This is a genomic window from Planctomycetia bacterium (assembly GCA_034440135.1).
Classification (GTDB): domain Bacteria; phylum Planctomycetota; class Planctomycetia; order Pirellulales; family JALHLM01; genus JALHLM01.
Genome location: JAWXBP010000171.1, coordinates 14,281 through 33,082 on the forward strand (window position 1 = coordinate 14,281; position 18,802 = coordinate 33,082).

Annotated in this window: 11 protein-coding genes and 1 pseudogene; 4 read left to right on the forward strand and 8 right to left on the reverse strand. The window is 63.0% G+C overall.

The window, feature by feature from the left end; translation table 11 throughout:
• Positions 1–30 precede the first annotated feature (30 nt).
• Positions 31–591: a class IV adenylate cyclase gene (cyaB, locus tag SGJ19_09910; protein ID MDZ4780555.1), complete on the forward strand. Its 561-nt coding sequence runs from the start codon at positions 31–33 to the stop codon at positions 589–591.
• A 10-nt stretch (positions 592–601) separates the two neighbouring features.
• On the opposite strand, the gene SGJ19_09915 is transcribed toward cyaB, so the two are convergent.
• The 4 genes and pseudogenes from SGJ19_09915 to SGJ19_09930 form a co-directional block, all read right to left on the reverse strand.
• The gene (locus SGJ19_09915; GenBank protein ID MDZ4780556.1) at positions 602–2,653 is read right to left on the reverse strand and encodes a methyl-accepting chemotaxis protein; all 2,052 of its coding nucleotides are present in this window, start codon (positions 2,651–2,653) and stop codon (positions 602–604) included.
• 295 nt (positions 2,654–2,948) lie between these two features.
• Positions 2,949–3,293: a rhodanese-like domain-containing protein gene (locus SGJ19_09920; GenBank protein ID MDZ4780557.1), complete on the reverse strand. Its 345-nt coding sequence runs from the start codon at positions 3,291–3,293 to the stop codon at positions 2,949–2,951.
• Between the two features lie 103 nt (positions 3,294–3,396).
• The gene (locus tag SGJ19_09925) at positions 3,397–4,452 is read right to left on the reverse strand and encodes a DUF1559 domain-containing protein (protein MDZ4780558.1); all 1,056 of its coding nucleotides are present in this window, start codon (positions 4,450–4,452) and stop codon (positions 3,397–3,399) included.
• Between the two features lie 18 nt (positions 4,453–4,470).
• Positions 4,471–4,524: pseudogene (locus SGJ19_09930) on the reverse strand (prepilin-type N-terminal cleavage/methylation domain-containing protein).
• 341 nt (positions 4,525–4,865) lie between these two features.
• On the opposite strand from SGJ19_09930, the gene SGJ19_09935 reads away from it, so the two are divergent.
• The 3 genes from SGJ19_09935 (at position 4,866) to SGJ19_09945 (ending at position 12,851) form a co-directional block, all read left to right on the forward strand.
• Positions 4,866–8,144: a PD-(D/E)XK nuclease family protein gene (locus SGJ19_09935; GenBank protein MDZ4780559.1), complete on the forward strand. Its 3,279-nt coding sequence runs from the start codon at positions 4,866–4,868 to the stop codon at positions 8,142–8,144.
• A complete protein-coding gene (locus SGJ19_09940) occupies positions 8,111–11,614 on the forward strand; it encodes a UvrD-helicase domain-containing protein (protein MDZ4780560.1) in 3,504 nt (1,167 codons plus the stop codon). The genes SGJ19_09935 and SGJ19_09940 overlap by 34 nt, the downstream gene beginning before the upstream one ends.
• Positions 11,615–11,705: 91 nt before the next feature.
• Positions 11,706–12,851, forward strand: coding sequence for an ACP S-malonyltransferase (locus SGJ19_09945; protein MDZ4780561.1), 1,146 nt, complete (start codon positions 11,706–11,708; stop codon positions 12,849–12,851).
• A gap of 343 nt (positions 12,852–13,194) precedes the next feature.
• On the opposite strand, the gene SGJ19_09950 is transcribed toward SGJ19_09945, so the two are convergent.
• The 4 genes from SGJ19_09950 to SGJ19_09965 form a co-directional block, all read right to left on the reverse strand.
• Positions 13,195–15,234, reverse strand: coding sequence for an alpha/beta hydrolase (locus tag SGJ19_09950; protein ID MDZ4780562.1), 2,040 nt, complete (start codon positions 15,232–15,234; stop codon positions 13,195–13,197).
• Positions 15,235–15,393: 159 nt separating this feature from the next.
• Positions 15,394–16,539 (reverse strand): caspase family protein, encoded by a 1,146-nt coding sequence (locus SGJ19_09955; GenBank protein ID MDZ4780563.1) that lies wholly within the window; start codon positions 16,537–16,539, stop codon positions 15,394–15,396.
• Between the two features lie 138 nt (positions 16,540–16,677).
• On the reverse strand, positions 16,678–18,105 hold the full coding sequence (locus SGJ19_09960) for a hypothetical protein (protein MDZ4780564.1): 1,428 nt from the start codon (positions 18,103–18,105) through the stop codon (positions 16,678–16,680).
• A 2-nt stretch (positions 18,106–18,107) separates the two neighbouring features.
• A partial coding sequence (locus SGJ19_09965) for a hypothetical protein (protein MDZ4780565.1) occupies positions 18,108–18,802 on the reverse strand: 695 nt, incomplete at its 5' end.

Consider the following 18,802-nt stretch of genomic DNA (forward strand, 5'->3'; position numbering starts at 1 on the left):
AGGCGACTAGGGTTTGCGGGAGAAACTTCGATGTCGTTTGAGGTAGAGCAGAAGTTTCGCGTGAACGACGCGGCGGCGCTCGAAGCGCGGCTGACCGAACGTGGCGTGACATTCGGTACTCCGATCGCGCAGTGTGATCGGTATTTCAATCATCCGAGCGTCGACTATGCCCTAACGGACGAAGCGTTGCGAATTCGTCGCTCAGGCAACGAAGTGTTCATCACTTACAAAGGCCCAAAGCTCGACGCCACGACCAAGACGCGCCGCGAATTGGAACTGCCGCTCACGGCGGATGAAGAGCGCTGGGCGGAGTTGCTCGTATTGCTGCGATTTCGACCGGTCGCCGAAGTTCGCAAGTCGCGGCGCATTGGCGAGATCGCCTTCCAGGGACTCGACTTCGAGATCGCTCTCGACGACGTCGCGGAGGTCGGAAGCTTTTGCGAATTGGAAGTTCAGGCCACGGCCCTGGCACTGGACCGCGCGCGGGAGTCGCTCCAATCGCTGGCAGCCGAACTGGGGCTGACAGCGGTGGAGCGATGCAGCTACCTGGAGCTACTCTTGGCGCGCCGCGAAGCGCCGCGCCAAAAGTAGTCGTCCCGGGTCAAGCGTTGTACTGCGCCACCAGAGACTGCAATTCCCCGGCCAGCGACTGCATGTGTCCTCCGACGGTGCGCGTCTCGGTCGCGCCTTGCGCCGTCTCTTTGGCGGAGCGTTCGACTTTGACGATATTCACCGCGATCTCCTGGCAGGCCGCGGCGCTTTCCGACACGTTCTGCGCCATGACCGCGGCCGCGGAATTCGTCCGCGCGACGTTTTGCGAGATCTCTCGTGTGGCGCCGTTTTGTTGGTCGACGGCCGTCGCGATCGATTTCGCGGAGTCGTTCACCTTGCGAATCGCCGTGCCGATCTGGGCGATCGACTTCACGGTTTCGCCAGTCGAAGCTTGAATGCCGAGCACCTTGTTGCGGATGCCCTCGGTGGCGACCGCGGATTGCTTCGCCAATTCTTTGACTTCCGTCGCGACGACCGCGAAGCCTTTGCCAGCCTCGCCGGCGCGGGCGGCTTCAATCGTGGCGTTCAGTGCCAACAGGTTAGTTTGATCGGCGATGTCCTGGATGACATCAATGACTTTTCCGATCTCCTCCGCCGCAACGCCGAGCGCCTGCACACGCTCATTGCTTTGCTCCGCCAGCGACGCGGCCTCCTGAGCGACCGCGGACGAGCTTTCCACGTTCTTCGAGATCTCGGTCATATTGGCGGCCATTTGATCGATGGCAGTCGCTACGGTACGCACGTTCGCGGAGACTTGCTCAGCGGCGCCCGCCATGCTCCGAGCTCCGACCGACATCTGTTCCGCCGCGGCCGCCACGGTGGCGGTCTGATGCGTGGTGTCCGCGGCGCCCTGTTCCAAACCGCCGGACGTGTTCGCAAGTTGATCCGCCGACTGCGTCAGTGATCGCGAACTGTCGATCACGCGCCGGACCATCTGCTGCAGGCTGTCGCAGAGTTGATTGATCGCCGTGCCGAGCGCGCCGATCTCGTCGCTGGAACGAACCGTGACGCGCTTGGTGAGTTCGCCTTGCGCGGCCGCTTGGACGACTTCGACGACGTTGAGGATCGGACGGCAAATCGCCCGCGTCAATCCATAGGAGACGGCGGCCACGACCAATGCAGCCGCGCCGACGACGATGGCCATCGTGAGCGCGAGCGAGCGCGCCAGGCGATAAGCGTCGGCGGCGTTTTGCCGGACGAGCACGCCCCAGCGGTAACCGGCGAAGCCCAAGGCGCCCTTCGACGCCGCGAAACCGTTGATTTGCTTCGTATTCAGTTCCGGATTGAACTCGGTCGTAAAACCCCGGTCGCCGGCGACCAGCTGCTGCGCGGCATTGAGCCCGCTTTTGGCGAGATCCGTTTTCAGAATCGCGGCCGGTTGTTCGTCGAACAACACGACGCCTTGCTGCGAGATGAGCTGCGCGCAGATGTTCTGGTAGCCCTTTTCCTCGAGCCCCTTGCGCTGGTTGACCATGATCTCGCCGACGATCCGGTCCCACGAGGCCCAGTTCACCCAGATGCGCACGACGTTGCCTTGCTCATCGACGATCGGCGCCGCGTAGGCCAGGCAAAGACCGTTGGTCTTCGCCACCTCGGCCACGCGTGGATTGCGTTCCATGTCACTGAAAAACGTGGCGCCGAACTTGACGCGACCCGCGGCGATTTCTTCGAACCAGGGTTCTCCCCGGACGCTTTGCCCGATCAGGGCCGCGCTGTCCACCGCGTCGCCGTTATAGGCCTCGGTATTGGCCACGATGATTTTGCCGTCACGATCCACGATCAGCATCAGGTCGTAAATGCCGTAGAGCCGCGTGTAGTGGTTCGCCGCGCCGCGCAACGCTTCCACGTCGCCGAGCGCCTTTGGATTCGCGGCGAAGGCTTGCACGTCGCCGTAACGCTCGAACAGATTGCGATCGACTTTGTCGATCGTTTCTTCCGCGAGTGTCTGCAACCGCAGGCCGGACTCGGCGATCTGGCCGTCGCGGCAACTGCGATACGCCAATCCGCCGACAATCACAGCCGGCGCGAGACCAATCAGAAACAAACTAACGAGCATTTTCGACTGAATGCTCATGCGCCGCAGGCGCGCAATGATCGACATGACTTACTCCGATGTGAGCGTTGACAAAGTTCCGCCTGGACAATAGCCGTGCTCTACCCGACCTCTGGGAATTGCTATCCCCCCAAAGGTCGCAGAGTATGACGAACGGTATGCCCGGATTGCGTCTTGTCAAAGCGCTGGAGGCGATCCGCCATCGTTTTTCGCGTTGGCGCAGCCGCGAAGTTCCATTCGCGCCAATAAACTGCCGTGCCATCCCTCAAAGGGGGTGGAATTCCGGATTTCGCAGTAGCGAAGTGGAAATAGTCGCTTGGCCCAGCGCCAGCGATGCGGACCGTCAATAACGCGGAACTTGCGGATCGATTTCTTGCGACCATTGATCGATGCCGCCTGCCATGCTCTGGGTTCGATCGAAACCCTGAGTTCTTAGCCACCGCGCGACGCGCAGACTACGTCCGCCGTGGTGGCAATGGACGACGATGCAATCCTGTTGACGCTCGCTCAGTTCGCCCATCCGCTCCGCCAACTCGGACATTGGCAGCATTAGCGCGCCTTCAATCCGGGCAGTCGCGTACTCGTCCGGCTCCCGGCAATCGAGCAGCAGAAACGATTCCCCGGTACGGCGCATAGAATCGACCGTACGGACATCCACTTCCCACGGCATGGACGATCCTGAAGACATTGCGTTCCCGCTCCTTCCGGCGCCTCCAGCGGCAAAAAAAAGCCGCCCCGGCGAAGTGAATCGTCGGGGCGGCGCGAGTTGCTTTCTCTCATTTCAGGCTTGACTACGGGGCCTCGCCACCGGTCGGCTCGGTGCCGGCGCGGGTGTAGTTCGAGTAGTAAACCTGCACGTCGACGTTGTCAGCGATTGAGCTGGCGCGACCGTCACCCCAGAGGTGATTGACGGCGCCGCTGTGCTCGCTGCTCGGCCCCCATACGCACTTGTTGATCAAGCCCGTCGCCTGCGTCGGCACGTACGAATCGCCGGTTGAATCCGACGAGTCCAGCACGCCGCCCTTGTTAAGGGCGACCTTGGCTGGATTGCTACCGGTCACCTGCGGGAAACGCACGTTGGGATACTTCAGATTGGCGCCGACGACGATCGTCGGCGTGGGAACGGGCAACAAGGCGACCACCGCGGCCACGTTACCGTCCATCCACGAATTGCAGTTCGTCTCACGGCTTTCCACCAGCAAACAGGTGTTGGACGCTCCGTCCAAGACGTCGGCGAACCGGCGCGACTTGACCGGGCTGATCATCGCGTCCGTGTTGGGAGAAGGCCAACCATTGAACGTCTCGGCGTCATTGTTGATCAGACCCCGCTTTTGCTGCGCGTCCAACCACGTCGAAGCGCCAGCCGCGAAGTAGGTCGTAATCGCCGGCTCAGTAAAATCAGTCTGTTGGTATGCCGCCTTCATCGTTTGCTTCGGCGTCGATGGCGGCGTGGTCGAGATCGGATCCCCCGAATACGTCGGGCAAATCACCGGCGGCAACGCGGTCTTCACGACCAGATTGTTGCGGTTCGCCGTAATCGGTTCGACAACGCTGAGAAACGGCGCAGCTTTGAAGTTGATCCGCTTGTGCAACGCCGTTTGCTCGAAGTACGGCAGCGACAGCGAAATCCAGCTGTGGCCGGCACTCGGGTACGGCACGGCCAACGGATTGGCCGCACTTGTCATCGGCGGAAAGATGGCGCCCGGGTCAATGGAACTCGAGTGATTCACCGGGCCGGTTGACGACGGCGGGAAAATCTTGAACGTACTCTCGTAGTTCAGCACCGCCAAGCCGAGCTGCTTGAGGTTGTTGATGCACTGAGCCTTACGGGCAGCCTCGCGGGCCACCTGCAACGCCGGGAGCAACAACGCAATAAGAATACCGATGATGGCGATCACCACCAGCAGCTCGACGAGGGTGAACCCCTCGTCTCCGCGCTACGTTGGACATGAAGCACCTCCTCTGGAACAAAAAGAACGAATGAGACACGCCTCCCCGTCAATCGACGAGGTTATCGAAACGCGCCGCCGAGGCAGCCGCGCAGTTCAACCCAATAAGTGTAGTGAATCCGCGATCCAACTGTCAAATAGTATTTGATGATTATCGGCGTTTACCCGTCGAGACCCAACGAATTGGGGGCCCGGCGTGAATCTTTCGCCACAACCCGACGCCTGCGCCGGCCGACGCCTTACCGCCCGGGGGAATCCCATTACGATGGTTGCTGACCGCTCCCACCGACGGATCACAGGGACGTGACGCCATGCCTCCGCCCCCGACGCTGATTACCGGACCCGCCGCCAGCGGAAAAACCAGCTTGGCCCTGGCCGAATACGCCGCGCGGTTCTCCGCCGTGCGCCCCGGACAAGCGCTCTGGATGGCCCCCTCCGGCCGCGCCGCGACACAGATTCGCGGGCAGATACTAGCGGCCGCGCCGCGCGCAGCCGTGCTCGCGCCCGGCGTCCACACCTTTGCCGGCCTCGCCGCGGCCGTCGTGCAGGCCTCGCGACAGCCGGTACGACGTATCGGACCGCTCGAGAAGCGGGTGCTCGTTGCTCGCCTGATCGACGAAGCCCGGCGATCCGGCCGACTGCGCCACTTTCACGCCGTGGCGGACACGCGCGGATTCATCGACCTGATTTTGCAATTCATCGCCGAATGGAAGCGGCTGGAAATCTGGCCGGATGACTTTCGCTCCGCGGCTGAAAGCCGTGGCCGGACCGCCAAGGACGCCGAGCTGGCGATGCTCTACGAATCCTACCAGGCCACGCTCACACGGCGGCAATGGTTCGACGCCGAAGGTCTCATCTGGCTTGCCCGGGCTCAGTTACGGGATGGCCAGGCGGCCCCGTTTCCGGAACTGCGGATCCTCGTAGCGGACGGTTTCTCAGACTTCACCCGCACGGAACACGAAATCTTGGAACTGCTCGCCAAGCGTTCCGAGCGGTCGCTGATCACGTTGCCGGACGAAGCGGGCGACGAACGAAGCGACTTGTTCGCCAAAGCCAGGCGAACCGCGACGCAGATCAAGAGCCGTCAGCCAGGTTGTTGTATCGAGCAACTGCCGCCGCGTAGTTCCGGCGCCTGGCCGGCGATGGAGCATCTGGAACGGCGAGTATTCGGCCATCCGCGGCAGGTCGTTCAGTCAAACGACGCGCGGAGGATTGAAATCCTCGCGGCCAGCCGAGAATTGGGCGAACTGGAAATGATCGCCACGCGGATCAAGTCGCTGTTGATCGATGGCGACTCAGACGACGGCCGCGCGGTCGCGCCCGGGGACATCGCCGTGGTGTATCGCTCGCTGGACTCAGTCGCGCCGCTCGTTCGTGAAGCGTTCGAGCGATACGGGATTCCGTACTATCTGGAAAAAGCGGAATCGCTATCCGCCACGCCGCTCGTCAGCGCGCTGCTGCAACTATTGCGGTTGCACGCGGAGGATTGGCCGCATCGCACGCTGCTAAGCGTGCTGAACCAAGCGTACTTTCGCCCCCCTTGGGCCGGCTGGAGCACTCGCGCCGCGACGGCCGTGGAACGGGCCGTGCGCGCGATGCAATTGCCGCGCGGCCGCGAGGCGTTGCTGAAGCGCAGCGAACGCGCGGCACTGTCCGCGCCGGACGATCTCAAGATGGACGTTGCCGCGCAACATCGATTCTTGGCGGCGCTTCGCGAAGAACTTGCGTCGCTGCCGGAACGGGCGCTGGCGCCGGATTGGCTGGCGTCGTTGGAGCAAGTATCTCGCGCGCTGGGTTACTTTCGTGAGCTCTCCGCAGCGGACGCCTCGGCCTGGCGGCAGTTGCAGGAGGCCGCGGCGCTCTTGGCGCGAATGTCGGATGAGCTTGGCGACGCTGCCGAGCACATTGCCGCCGAATTCGTGCGCTGGCTCAGCGACGTGGCGGCCGCGACGCCGACGATGCAGCCGGCCGATGAAGTGGGCCGCGTCCGAATTCTGGCCGCGGCCAGCGTACGGGCGTTGGAGATCCCGTACCTGTTCGTTGCCGGAATGTCGGAGAAGGCGTTCCCAGCCGCGGCGGGCGAAGGGCGCGTCTATGGCGAAGCCGAATGCCGGCAACTGTGCGACGCCGGGCTGCCGCTCGTGCTCCGCGCAGAGCGCGCGGAAGAGGAAATGCTGCTCTTCTACGAGACGTTCACCCGCGCACGGCGACGGCTGTATCTGTCGTATCCGGCCATCGACGCCCGGGCGCAACCGTTATCGCCGAGTCCATATCTCACGGAAGCGGAACGCGCGATGGGAGGCGCGGAGATTCAACGGCATGTCACCGAGAATCTCAGTCCGCTGCCAGCGCGTGGCGAACTCTGGAACGAACGCGACTGGCGCGTCGGCGCCGTCGTGGCCGCGGCGTCCGGCGAGTCTCATTCCTTGGACGCATTAGCGCGGCAGCCGGCGCTCTCGGCGATGACCGCCAACGTGCTGGGCGGGCTGAGCGTCGTGCAGGCTCGTTCGACGCGTGAAGTGTTCGGTCCGTTTGAAGGGATGCTCGTCAGCGGCGCCGTGCAACGCGATTGCTCAAAGCGATTTGGGCCGCAGCGCGTTTGGAGCGCAACCGAACTGGAACAATACGGTGAATGTCCGTTTCGGTTCTTCATGGAGCGTGTGCTGAACCTGTCGCCTCTGCCGGAGCCGGAGTTAACGGCGGACTACATGACGCGCGGCGCGCGGATGCACTCCGTATTGGCGGCATTGCATCGCCACGTGAACGTGATGCACGCGCCGGGCGCCCATCCACAGATCTTGGACGTCGACAGCTATGCGGAGTTGATTGATCGATTGCTGTTGGATTCGATCGCGGCCGAAGCGCCGGAGGATGCTTCGCTCGCGGGCGCGCTCGACGACCTGCAACGCCGCGAGTTACGGGAATGGTTGGTTGACTATCGGGAGCAACACCAGCACTATGCCGGAGTGTCGGGACTCACGACGCCGATGCAGCCATTGCATTTCGAGGCCGCGTTTGGCATGCGGCGGGAACGGCGCGAAGGCGAGCCGGCCCGCGATGACATCTCCGTCGATGAATGTCTGGAGCTGCGTCGCGGCGAGGACTCGATTCGCATCGCCGGACGCGTCGATCGTGTGGACGTGGCCGACGTGGATGGCCGCCTGGTCTTCAACGTGCTCGACTACAAGACCGGCAAGCATCCCAAGAAGAACGCCATCGAGTCCGCGGCGGCGCTCCAACTGCCGCTCTATGCACTGGCCGTCGAGCGCCTGCTACTCGCGCCACACGGCGCTGTACCCTGGCAGATCGGCTATTGGTCGGTCGCCGACAAGGGATACTCCGGGCACTTGCAGCTCGGCGTGCAAGCCGGCGAAAACGTGAGCACGACCGATGTTTGGCGTCAACTCATCGACACGATTGAGAACCAGGTGTTCGCGCTCGTCCGCGGGTTGCGTCACGCAGAGTTTCCCATGCACAACACCGACAAGCATTGCACCTCGCGGTGCGACTTCCACACGACGTGTCGGGTCAATCAAGTTCGCTCGCTGGAGAAAACATGGCAGCCGCCGGCGGAACACCCCTCGGCCTGACCGGGGAGCAACGCGAGGCCCTGGAAACTCGCGGCGTATCGATTGCGCTCTCGGCGGGGGCCGGTTGCGGCAAGACGTTCGTGCTCACCGAGCGCTTCCTGGCGGAAATCGCGCCGGACGCGCGGGCCGTACGCTCGGAACTTAGTGAAGTCGTGGCGATCACCTTCACGGAACGCGCCGCGCGCGAAATGCGGGAGCGCATTCGACAGAAGACTCGCGAGCGACTATTGGCCGCCGAGGAAGCGGATGAAGCGGACTTCTGGCTCTCGATCGAGCGGCAACTCGATGCCGCGCGGGTCAGCACGATCCATTCCTTCTGCGTATCGCTGCTACGATCGCAGGCGATCGACGCCGGACTTGATCCGCGTTTCGCCGTGCTGGACGAAAAACAAACCCGCGCGTTGCAGAACGCGATCGTCGAAGATCAACTTCGCAATCTGCTGGCGGCGCGCCACGCCTCGTCGATGGAGCTGGTCTTCCAGGTCGGACTTCGGTCCGCCTCCGAGTTGTTGCGGCAGGTGCTTGTGGAGCGGCATGCATTCCGGCTTGACGCCTGGCGGGGCCTCAGCGCCGAAGCCTTGCTCGCCCGCTGGCAGCAATACTTCGTCGACGTCTATCGCCCTGCCAAGCTACGCGACTTCCAAGAGCATCATTCCTGGCGCACGGTCGAACAAATGGCCCGTGGGACGCCTCCCAGCGATGCCAACCTGCGCGCGCGCTGCGAACAGTTGGTCGAGCTGTTCGATCGCTTGCCGACGAGCGAAGAAATTGTGCCGATCTTGAGGCAAATCAAGGAACAAGCCGGCGTTAAGGGAGCGAAGAAGAAGCTGGAAGTCAACTGGAGCGTCGACGAGTACGACCGATTCGCCGCGGCGGCCGAGAAACTTCGCGAGCGGATTACGGCCAGCCTGAAGGAGCGTAACCGCTGGGAGTTTTCTCCCGAGGGCGCGCGATTGTCGGCGGAATTGGGCGTGCATTTGATCGCGCTCGCGGAAGTCGTGATTGCCGCATACGACGCCGCGAAACGCGACGCGGCGGCGCTCGATTTCGAGGACTTGTTGATCCTGGCCCGCGACCTGCTCACCGGAGACGAGCGCGCGCCGTTGCGGCGGCATGTCGCCGAGCAGATTCGCTTACTGCTCGTCGACGAGTTCCAAGACACCGACCCGCTGCAGGTCGATCTCGTGCGGGCCCTCTGCGACGCGGCGCTTACGGAGGGCAAGCTATTTTTCGTGGGAGATTTGAAGCAATCGATCTATCGTTTTCGCGGCGCGCAGCCGGATGTGTTCCGCGCGTTGCGTGAATCGATGCCGGAATCCGGCCGGTTGCCGTTGACCCGCAACTTTCGCAGCCAGCCGGAAATCCTGGCGTTCGTTAACGCGCTGTTTCACGAGGAACTCGGCCCGGCGTACGAACCGCTCACAGCCAACCGACCGCAGGTGACCGTGCCGCCCGCGGTGGAGTTCCTCTGGGTCCGCAGCGAGGAGGATCCGGAAGAGGACTCCGCCAGGCAGCCCGGCAAGGAGGTCGAGGCGGAATGGATCGCCCGGCGGCTGCGCGCAATGCTCGACTCCGAAGAGCCGATCGTGTTGGCGCACGATGACAACGGCGCGCCGACGGCACGGGCCGCGCGTCCGGGCGATATGGCGCTGCTGTTCCGCGCCATGACGCACGTCGAACTGTACGAAGCGGCCCTCCGCAACTACGGCATCGACTACTACGTTGTCGGCGGGCATGCCTTCTACGCTCAGCAGGAAGTGTTTGACTTAGTGAATCTATTGCGCGCCGTGACGAGTCGCGCGGATGAACTCAGTTTGGCTGGCGTTCTGCGCAGCCCGTTCTTCAGCCTGGCGGATGAGACGTTGTATTGGTTGGCTAAGCATCCGGAGGGTCTGCAAGCCGGTTTGTCACAGAGTGCGCAGCCTGCCGTATTGCCCGCGGACGAGCAGCGAAAGGCCGTGTTTGCTGCGCAGACGATCGAAACGCTCCGCGCGCTCAAAGATCGAGTGCCGATTGCCGCGCTCGTGCAAGAATCACTGCGACTCACCGGCTACGACGCCGTGCTGACCGCGGAATTTCTCGGCGAGCGCAAGTTGGCCAACTTACATAAGTTGATCGACCAGGCCCGCGAGATGGACGCCGCTGGCATCTTCACGTTAGGGGATTTCGTCGCACAGCTCGCGGAGTTCACGCGGCAACAACCTAAGGAAGCGCCGGCGGCGACTCTGGCGGAGAACGCCAACGTCGTGCGATTGATGTCGATTCATCAATCCAAGGGGCTGGAGTTCCCCATCGTTGTCGTGCCCGACTTGAATGCGCGCCGGCAGGGGAGCCAGGATCAGATTGCCTTCGATCCGCAGCTCGGTCCGTTGGTGCGGGCGAAGCGCGATACGGGCCTCGTCGGGCTGGAGATGTGTCGCTTGGTGAACAGCGAGGAAGATCGCGCCGAGCGCAGCCGCTTGTTATATGTGGCCGCAACCCGCGCGGCCGACTATCTGATCCTGTCGAGCGGCGTCAAGGATTTGACGCGCCCTACCGGACCGTGGCTGGAATTGCTCGCCAAGCGATTCGACTTGGAAACCGGCGAACTGCTCGCGGAGCTGCCGGACGAATACGATCGGCCGCAAGTGCGGGTGACGATGTCCGAGCCAGCTTGCGTGCGGCCGAAGTTGGAACACCAGGCCCGACCGGATTGGCAGGCGATCGTCGCGTCGCTGACGCCCGCCGCGAAAGCCAACGGGATGCGCCTCCCGCGATCCGTAGCCAGGGTTGAAGTGGACTATCAAGCCCGTCGCAGGTTTTCCTTCTCGCGGCTCAGCGGTGCGCTGGAACCGCATTCGGACGATCCGGTCCTGCCCGAGGTCGACGAATCGGCACAGCATGACGCGCTGTCGTTAGGGCTTTTGGTCCACGCGACTCTCGAACAGCTCGACATCGCGAGTAACGAGTCGCCCGAGAATTTAGTCGACTTGTTGGCGCCGCGATTCGTCAAGCCAGACGCCCCGGAGATTCCACTCGCGAAAGCCCTGCTGTCACGGCTGGCAACTTCCGGCGTGCTGAAGGAACTGGCTGACGCTCGTGCGCTGTACCGCGAATTGCCGTTCAGTCTGCGTTGGCCCATTGACGCGTCGCCGGACGATGCGGTCGTAATCGACGGCGTGATTGATTGCCTATATCAAGACGCCGACGACCATTGGCATCTTCTCGATTTCAAGTCCCATCGAGTCAGCGCGGAAGGCGTTCCCAATGCAGCGCGGCGCTATGAAGCGCAATTGCTCTTGTATACGACGGCCTTGCAACAGGCGCTCGGCGTGGAACCGCACGGCGCGTCACTCTACTTCTTGCAGCCCGGCGTGCGACACGCCGTCAACTGGGACTCGGCGAGCAAATCGCGCATGTACGCTGAGATCGACGCGGCGATTGCGCGGTTGCGTTCACCGCCCGCGCCGAGTGCTAAAGCGAGCGAATGAGGGCTACTCGCCCTTACGCTTTGCCCTCGCACCGTCCTATCGGGTACACTCACGCCTCCGAACTGTGACGGCACTTGGCGGCGAGGCTTACATGGAATTGCTGACTCAGGACACGCTGGCGAGCGCCGCCTGCGCGTTCCGCGGTTACAACATCACCAATCTCGGCCGCACGCCGGAATTGCTCGCCCACGACGCCTACGGCCCGATCATTCGCCGCCACCTTGTCGAAGCCTCGCAGGCCGCGGCCGATTTGTCCTCGCATCGCTTTGACCTCGTGGAGCGCGTCACGTCCCGGCGCGAGTCTTCGCTGGCCACGTTCGCCGAAGATATCGCGCTGATTATGTCGGTGGAGATGGCCCACCTCGAAATCATGCGCGAGTTGCACGGGCTCGACTACCGCCGCGTCCGCCTGGCCTTCGGTTATAGCCTGGGCGAAGTCACGGCCCTCGTCGCGGGCGGAGTGTTTCGACTCGAGGAAGTGCTCGGAACGCTGTTGTCGATGGCCGACGACTGCGCGGACTTGGCGACCGACGTCACAATGGGCGTGCTGTTCTCGATCGGCCCCGCGCTCGATCTGACCGCCATCGAGCGCCACTGCCTGCATATTTGTTCGCAGGGCCACGGCGTGATCGCGATTTCCGCGCAGTTGGCCCCCAACGCGGTGCTGCTCTTGGGGCAAGGCGACACGGTCGATCGCTTTCGGCAGTCCATGCATCCGGTCTTACCGGCGACCACGCACCTGCGGAAGAATCCCCATCACTGGCCGCCGCTGCACACGCCGTTGTTGTGGCAAAAACAGATTCCCAATCGCGCCGCGTGGACCATGTTCCAGATGCCCGGCGGTTTTGTCGAGCCGGCGCCGCGCGTGTTATCGCTCGTCACGGGGGAAATTTCCTACAACGACTACAACAGCCGCACGCATCTCGCCCGCTGGCTGGATGAACCGCAACGGCTTTGGGATGCCATCTACGCGACGCTCACGCGCGGCATCGAGACGGTGATCCATCTCGGCCCGGAACCCAATCTGATTCCAGCCACGTACAAGCGGCTGAGCGAGAACATCGACGCCCAACTCAAACGCCGCACCATGGGCGGCTTCGGCCTCCGCGCCGTCTCCGGCATGGCCCGCCGCCCTTGGTTGACGGCAATCCTGCCGTCCCGCACGGCACTACTTCGCGCGCCGGTCGTGAAGCACGTGATCCTCGAAGATTGGCTACTAGAGCATCCGCCCGCGTAGCGAGCGGCCGCGTACCAACACCAGCCCGCCGACACTAAGTGCACACGCAGAAGAAATAATGCGATGGGTGCCACTGGCGGCTTGTCCGCCAGTGCGGTTTTGATCTTGTTAGCAAGCCCAACTCCAGCACTGGCGGACAAGCCGCCAGTGGCGCCCCGCATCAAACTTTATGCGGGTGTACTTAGCCCGTAGCGCTGGCGAGGGAGAGTGGACAACGGCGATCGTTTGACGCGAACGCCAGGCCGACCTTCCAGTTCGCCAAACCGCATTCGATCGTGCTGATACGGTTTGCCTGGCGTATGCGGTTGGTCTATCGCCCGGCGCCAACTCCCCCTCGCTGGCGCTACGGGCTCGTGTGGGCGTCGTTCGTCTTCGGTCCGAACAGATGCTTGAAGATCCAATACGCGGAGGGTCCGCTCAACTTGACCGGCTCCAGTTCGCGTTCCGCCGGCGGCAGGTTCTTCTCGAACAGTATGCGCATATCCTTCAACAGCGGCAGGCAGTCGCCGTAATACGAATGGCCGAGGAGCGTGGTGTCGATGCCCGACGCGTCGACGGTATCCGCGCCCGGGACGACCAGGATGCCGCCGCTGGAATCTCCTGCGCGCCAGGCGTCGTTGAACGTGTTCGAAGCCACGAGAGCCCAATCGGTGTTGGAGCAATACAAAGTCGTGCGCTGCGAATGGGCCGCCATGGCGGGCGCGATTTGCTCGCGAAACACGTCGGCGTCGATATCCGGCGCCGCCAACACAATCTGGTCGAACACGCGGCCGCGATCTCCCATCTCCGCGATCGCGCGCCCCACGGCGTCCGTGCCCATGCTGTGGGCGATGATGTGGATGCGGTCGGCGTCGAGTTTTTCCGACAGCTCCAGCAGGAACTGCTTCACGTAGCGATAGCTGTATTGGATTTCATTGCGATCCCCAAAGTAATGCCGGAGCGCGCCCCGCGACGGCCAACTGTAGAACAGCGGCGCGCCGGGGAACTTGAGATCGTAATGAATCTGCGCCGTGCGCCGCGCCGCCTGATCGAAACTGGAATTGTACCCGTGGACGAACACAAAGCAGTCACGTCGATCTCGTGGCAACCCGTCAAGCACTTTACGTACCGACTGGAAGAAGGCCTCGTCCTCCAGTCGCTCGGTACGACGCAACAAGACGTGGCGGTCCTCGTCGTCGGGACCTAAGAGCGGTTGCTCGACCACGCCGACGGAGTGCGTCGGCGGAATCGAGACGTCGCAATAGCCGTAGTAGATCTTGCCTTCCTGGTTCCGCAGGGGACCGAAATCCGCGCCGACGTGTTCGGAAAAGTGAGTGCGCAATGCGTCGTTCCAAGCGGTGACGCTCCCCAAAGCCACGCCGCTCATCGCCAACACGATCAGCGACGTCGCCCAGCGGCTGCGCGGCGGCGCTTCCGGTTTACGCGTGCGCAAGCGCCAGTAAATCGCCGTCGCCGCGGCCAATAGCAAGAACGGCATGCCGTACAGGCGGGGCTGCGGGTCCGGCGTTTCGTTGACCAATTGCCGGTTGGTGCCGAAATAGACCCGCACGTCCTTGGGCCGTGCTTCGTCGCGATCGCGAACCGCCTGCGGTTCCGTCGACCCTCCTTTGCGCGCCTTTGTGGGGACGACGGCCGTCGGTTCAACGATCTCGGCGGGCGGTTGTTCCGTGGTTTCCGGCGCAAGCGGTTTCCCGCCGCCACCGCCTTTTTGGTCCAGGAAGGACGGCCGCAGCAGCACCGACAACATGGCGGCCGCGGGCTTGCGCAATTTCGGCTCGGCAGATTCGACGGCGTCCATCAAAAACGGCACCGCCGCGGCGCCCCAGCGCGTGAATTGAGACTCGGCGGCAGCGCGGACCGACGCGTCGGTCGAGGCCAGCGCTTCCAGCAGGGCGTTCCAATATGCGTCCGATACTTGTTCAGGCGCAATACTCACGTTTTGCAGCGCCACGATGGCCGCGAATTTGGATTCACGATCATTCGCGTCCGCCAATCGCAACAGCACCGAGCTTGTCGCGTCGCCCAGCCAATTTCGCAATTTCAACTGCGCCGCCGCCTGGCGGCGGACGATCATCGAGGAATCCGTAAACGCCGCGAACAGAAACTCGCGGCGTTCGTCATCGGATAAAGTCGCCCGCGCGAAATGGCGCGGGATGACCGTATCGCGGCGCCCTTCGTCGGCCAGCGCGGTGCGCAATTCTTCCAGCGTGACTTGCTCGTCACCGGCCAGCGGATCGTCGGCCAAATAGGTCTTGGCCCAGTCCTCCGTCGGAGGCGGCGGCAACGAGGGCGGCGGCGCCTCCTGCGCAGACGCTGCACCGGCGACCAGGAACAGTGCCAAGAGCAATTGGCCGAACTGCGATCTCAAACACGGTCGTTTCACGGCAATCGCGGCGCTGGTTCCAGCGCCGCACGGCAGGGTTTTCCAGGGATCGAACTGAGCAGACGGACACGCCGTCCACCGCGCATACTGGCGATCGATCCAAGAGAATATAACCCGCGGCCAGCGTCCACAGGAACGGATTCGCAGCCGGCAGAATCGTTAATAACGCAGCCGCATCAGGAATTCGCGCTCCCCGTTCGAGGTCCGGACCGTCAGCCGCATGACCTGGGGCGATTCCTTCATCAGGGCCAGGAATTCATCGACGGTCTTGACCCGCCGGCCGTTCGCGACCGTAATTTCTTGCCCAGCCCGCAGCGACGTGTATTGATTGGCGGCCACGTCGTACGCCTGGGCGGCCGGATAGCCGTCGCGGACCTCGGTAATGATCACGGCGCGGCCTTGGCGGTTCTTGACCATCACGCCCGCCCGCTGGCCGCTCGCCTCGGGCATGCCCGGGTATTCGATCGCGAAGACGTTCTGGTCCAGCTGCCGAATGTTCCCCTTGGCCATCGTGGCCCCCTTGGGATATCCGGCGCGGAACCAGACGTTCACCTGCAAGCTGGTGTTCAACAACAAATCTTCCCAACTGACCTGTTGATCGCGATTATTGCGTACGTAGTTGGACAACGCCTTGGTGAACAGCGAACCAAATTCCTGATCAAACTCGTTCGCGGCTTCTGGAATGAAAAAGGCGCTCTCGCCCGGCGAACAGGCGTTGATATCTACCGAACCGGCCGGCTCGATGAATAGCGAGCGAAACACGGGCGTGTAGTCCTGCGGTTCGTCCGGACCGGGGGCGGCGGCGGCGATTTTTTCGCCGTCACTGCGCACGTTGCAACAATCGGTCAACAGCGCCGCCAGCCGCGCGCCTTTGGCGTTCATCGTGGCGCGAAGGTCGTTGCGATAGAGCTTGCCGCCGACCAGGTCGAAATACTGCCCGCGATCATCCGACCCGCCATGCCCGGTGTAGTAGACGAGCAACGTATCTTCGGCCGCCGGTTGCAACTCGTCGAGCATTTGCAGAACCGCTTGCGGCCGCGCATCGGCGTCCTGTTCGATCGACAGAATGCGAAACTCCAACCGATCCGGCGGCACGTTGTCGAGCAGCATCGACAACATGTACGTGACATCAAAATGCACATGCGGCGCGAACTTCCCCCAACCAGCAGCCGGCGAGGCGTCCGCGACAATCAACGCGTGAAAACGCTGCGCATGCGCCGGCGCTCCGCCCAGCAGGCAACACCAACACAGCAGGAACCAGCACACCAGAAACCAGAACTGCTGAAGCCAGGTCGCGCGTTTCATCATGCACCTTCCGCCGTTCGAATTCAGCCCCAACGGGGCGCCAGACAATAGCCAGCGGTGCAAACCGCTGGAACAATGGCCCGAATAACAATTGTTGAGCCCCAATGGGGCGTCACACTTCATGATGGTGTCGCTCAACTACGGCTTAGCGTCCGGTGACAACAATGTGCCGATGCCGCGCATCGTATTCAGTCGTTCCGCGCCTTGTCCATCCTTCACCAACATAGCGTCCACGGCCTGCGTCGGCCAAATGGCGTGCTCGGCCGGCGTCGCCCAGCGCGGCGGGTATGCATAGACCGGCAAACCCGCCTGGCCGGCGAAACATTCCGCGGCGCGGCGTTGGCCGAAATCGAACTCCTGTTGAGAGCTCAAATCGCGCACGCCCATGTGCGATTGGAATTCCTCATTGGGGTTCGCCTCCAGATCGATCCACCACTCGGCCCGCTGCGCGACTGCTTCCACGTCTGCCAGCAACCAATTCGCCAGCAGCTTGCGGGCGATCATCGGATTGTGCCGCCAGCCGGTGCCGAGCACGCGCACGCCCGGGAGCATGCGCCGCACGTCTTGCGCAGGCACGGAGACGATGTAGCCGCCGTAGTAAGTCCGCTGCTGGACGTTGCCCAAATCGCCCGGCGCTCCCCAGGTGACAAGCTTAGCGGGCTGCTGTTCCACGACGGGATCGAAATACGTCGGCTCGGAGGTCGAAGCGAGAATGGCCAGCGCCACGTCGGCGGCGTCGGTCATCAATCGCAAATCGGCCTGGCGTTCGTCGGCCGGAATCTGCTGGAGCAACTGGTACATCGACGGATCGACAAAATACGTGACCGCATGGCCAATGCGGGGCGTTGCGCCGAGCTTCAAGTGCGGATGGTCCCGCCGGAACTGTTCCGGGTGTTTCTGATAAAAGGCAAACACTTCGTCGCGCCACGAAACAGTCAACGTATCGAGATCGATCCGCTTCAAACCGCGCGCCGCGCTGCCGTCGTCTGGATGGGCGTCCGCCAGCACTTCCTTGTTACAGGCCACGATCACGACCGGAAACCGCGGCCGCGCCGTGCTTTGCCGCACGATCGCATCGATCGACCCTGCCTCGCGCCAATTCGCCACGCCCAAGGCGAAGCCAATGTATTCGCGCAACACGTCGTGCGGAATTTCCGTTCGCTTACCCTGCGACAGCTTCGAGAGCTTGGAATGCGGGTTCTCCATATCACGCACGGCGTCGCGATTTCCGTTCAACATGCGGTCTTCGGCATGCCGGACCGCGGCGTCGGAAAACCCGAAGCAACAGAAGTAGGCGGCCGGAATCGACCCGCTGCTGTTGCCCGCGACGACGACTTGCCCCTTACCAATCGCCGGAACACGGGCATGGGCCTCGTGTAACACGCCGGCGTCATAGGGCAGGCAGGAACCCTTGCCCTGGAAACACAGCAGCAATCGCGCCTCGGCGAACCGTTGGACGTACGCCGCATCAATCTCATCCGCCACGGCGCCGCCGCACGGCAGCAGCGCGATCATCGCTGTGACGACGGACCATGCGCTGCGATGCCGGCCGATGGTATTGTTCATAGCTATTTCGCCTCCGGCGTCACACGGGCCGCCGGCGCCGGACCAACGCCTAGCACCAACCAACCGTTGTCGAGTCGCAAATCCCGCACCACCATCCGCTGCCCTTGTCCGGCATTGTTGAATCGCGCCCGGGGCGTCAACAAGGCGGGGAAGAATCGTTCCAGCAGCGCCACGTCGAATTGATTCGTCGCCGGTTCAACGGCGATCTCGCCGCGTCGGTTCAAGCTGATTCCCGTGGCCGACGGCGATAAATCGTAACGTACGCGAAGCGTGACTACTTCGCTGGGTTGCACCGCGCCTTCCGGACCGGCGCCGCGCACGCGTAGCGTCACGTCGATGCCGGAATCTCGGAGACGCAACGTCACCGGCAAATCGTCCGCGAGTTGCACCACCGACGACACGCGCCCCGGCGGCAGGTTTTCGACGTCCTCGCTGCGAAACTTGAATTCCTCGTTGAGGATCATCCAGAACGTGGCTTCGTCGAGTTGCTTGCCGCCCCATTGCTCGGCGAGATTGTTGATCGCCGATTCGTGCAGCGAAACCACATAGCTCAACGCCTCCGCGGGCACGCGCGGTTCCGGCGGCGGCGAGAGCGCCCCAAGTTGGTCGCGGCGCGCGTAAGTTGCCGTGCCGGCAATGCCGCGCGGGCGGGAACGGAACGCGATCGCCGCATCGACGTCGAAAGCCAGCAACGGGC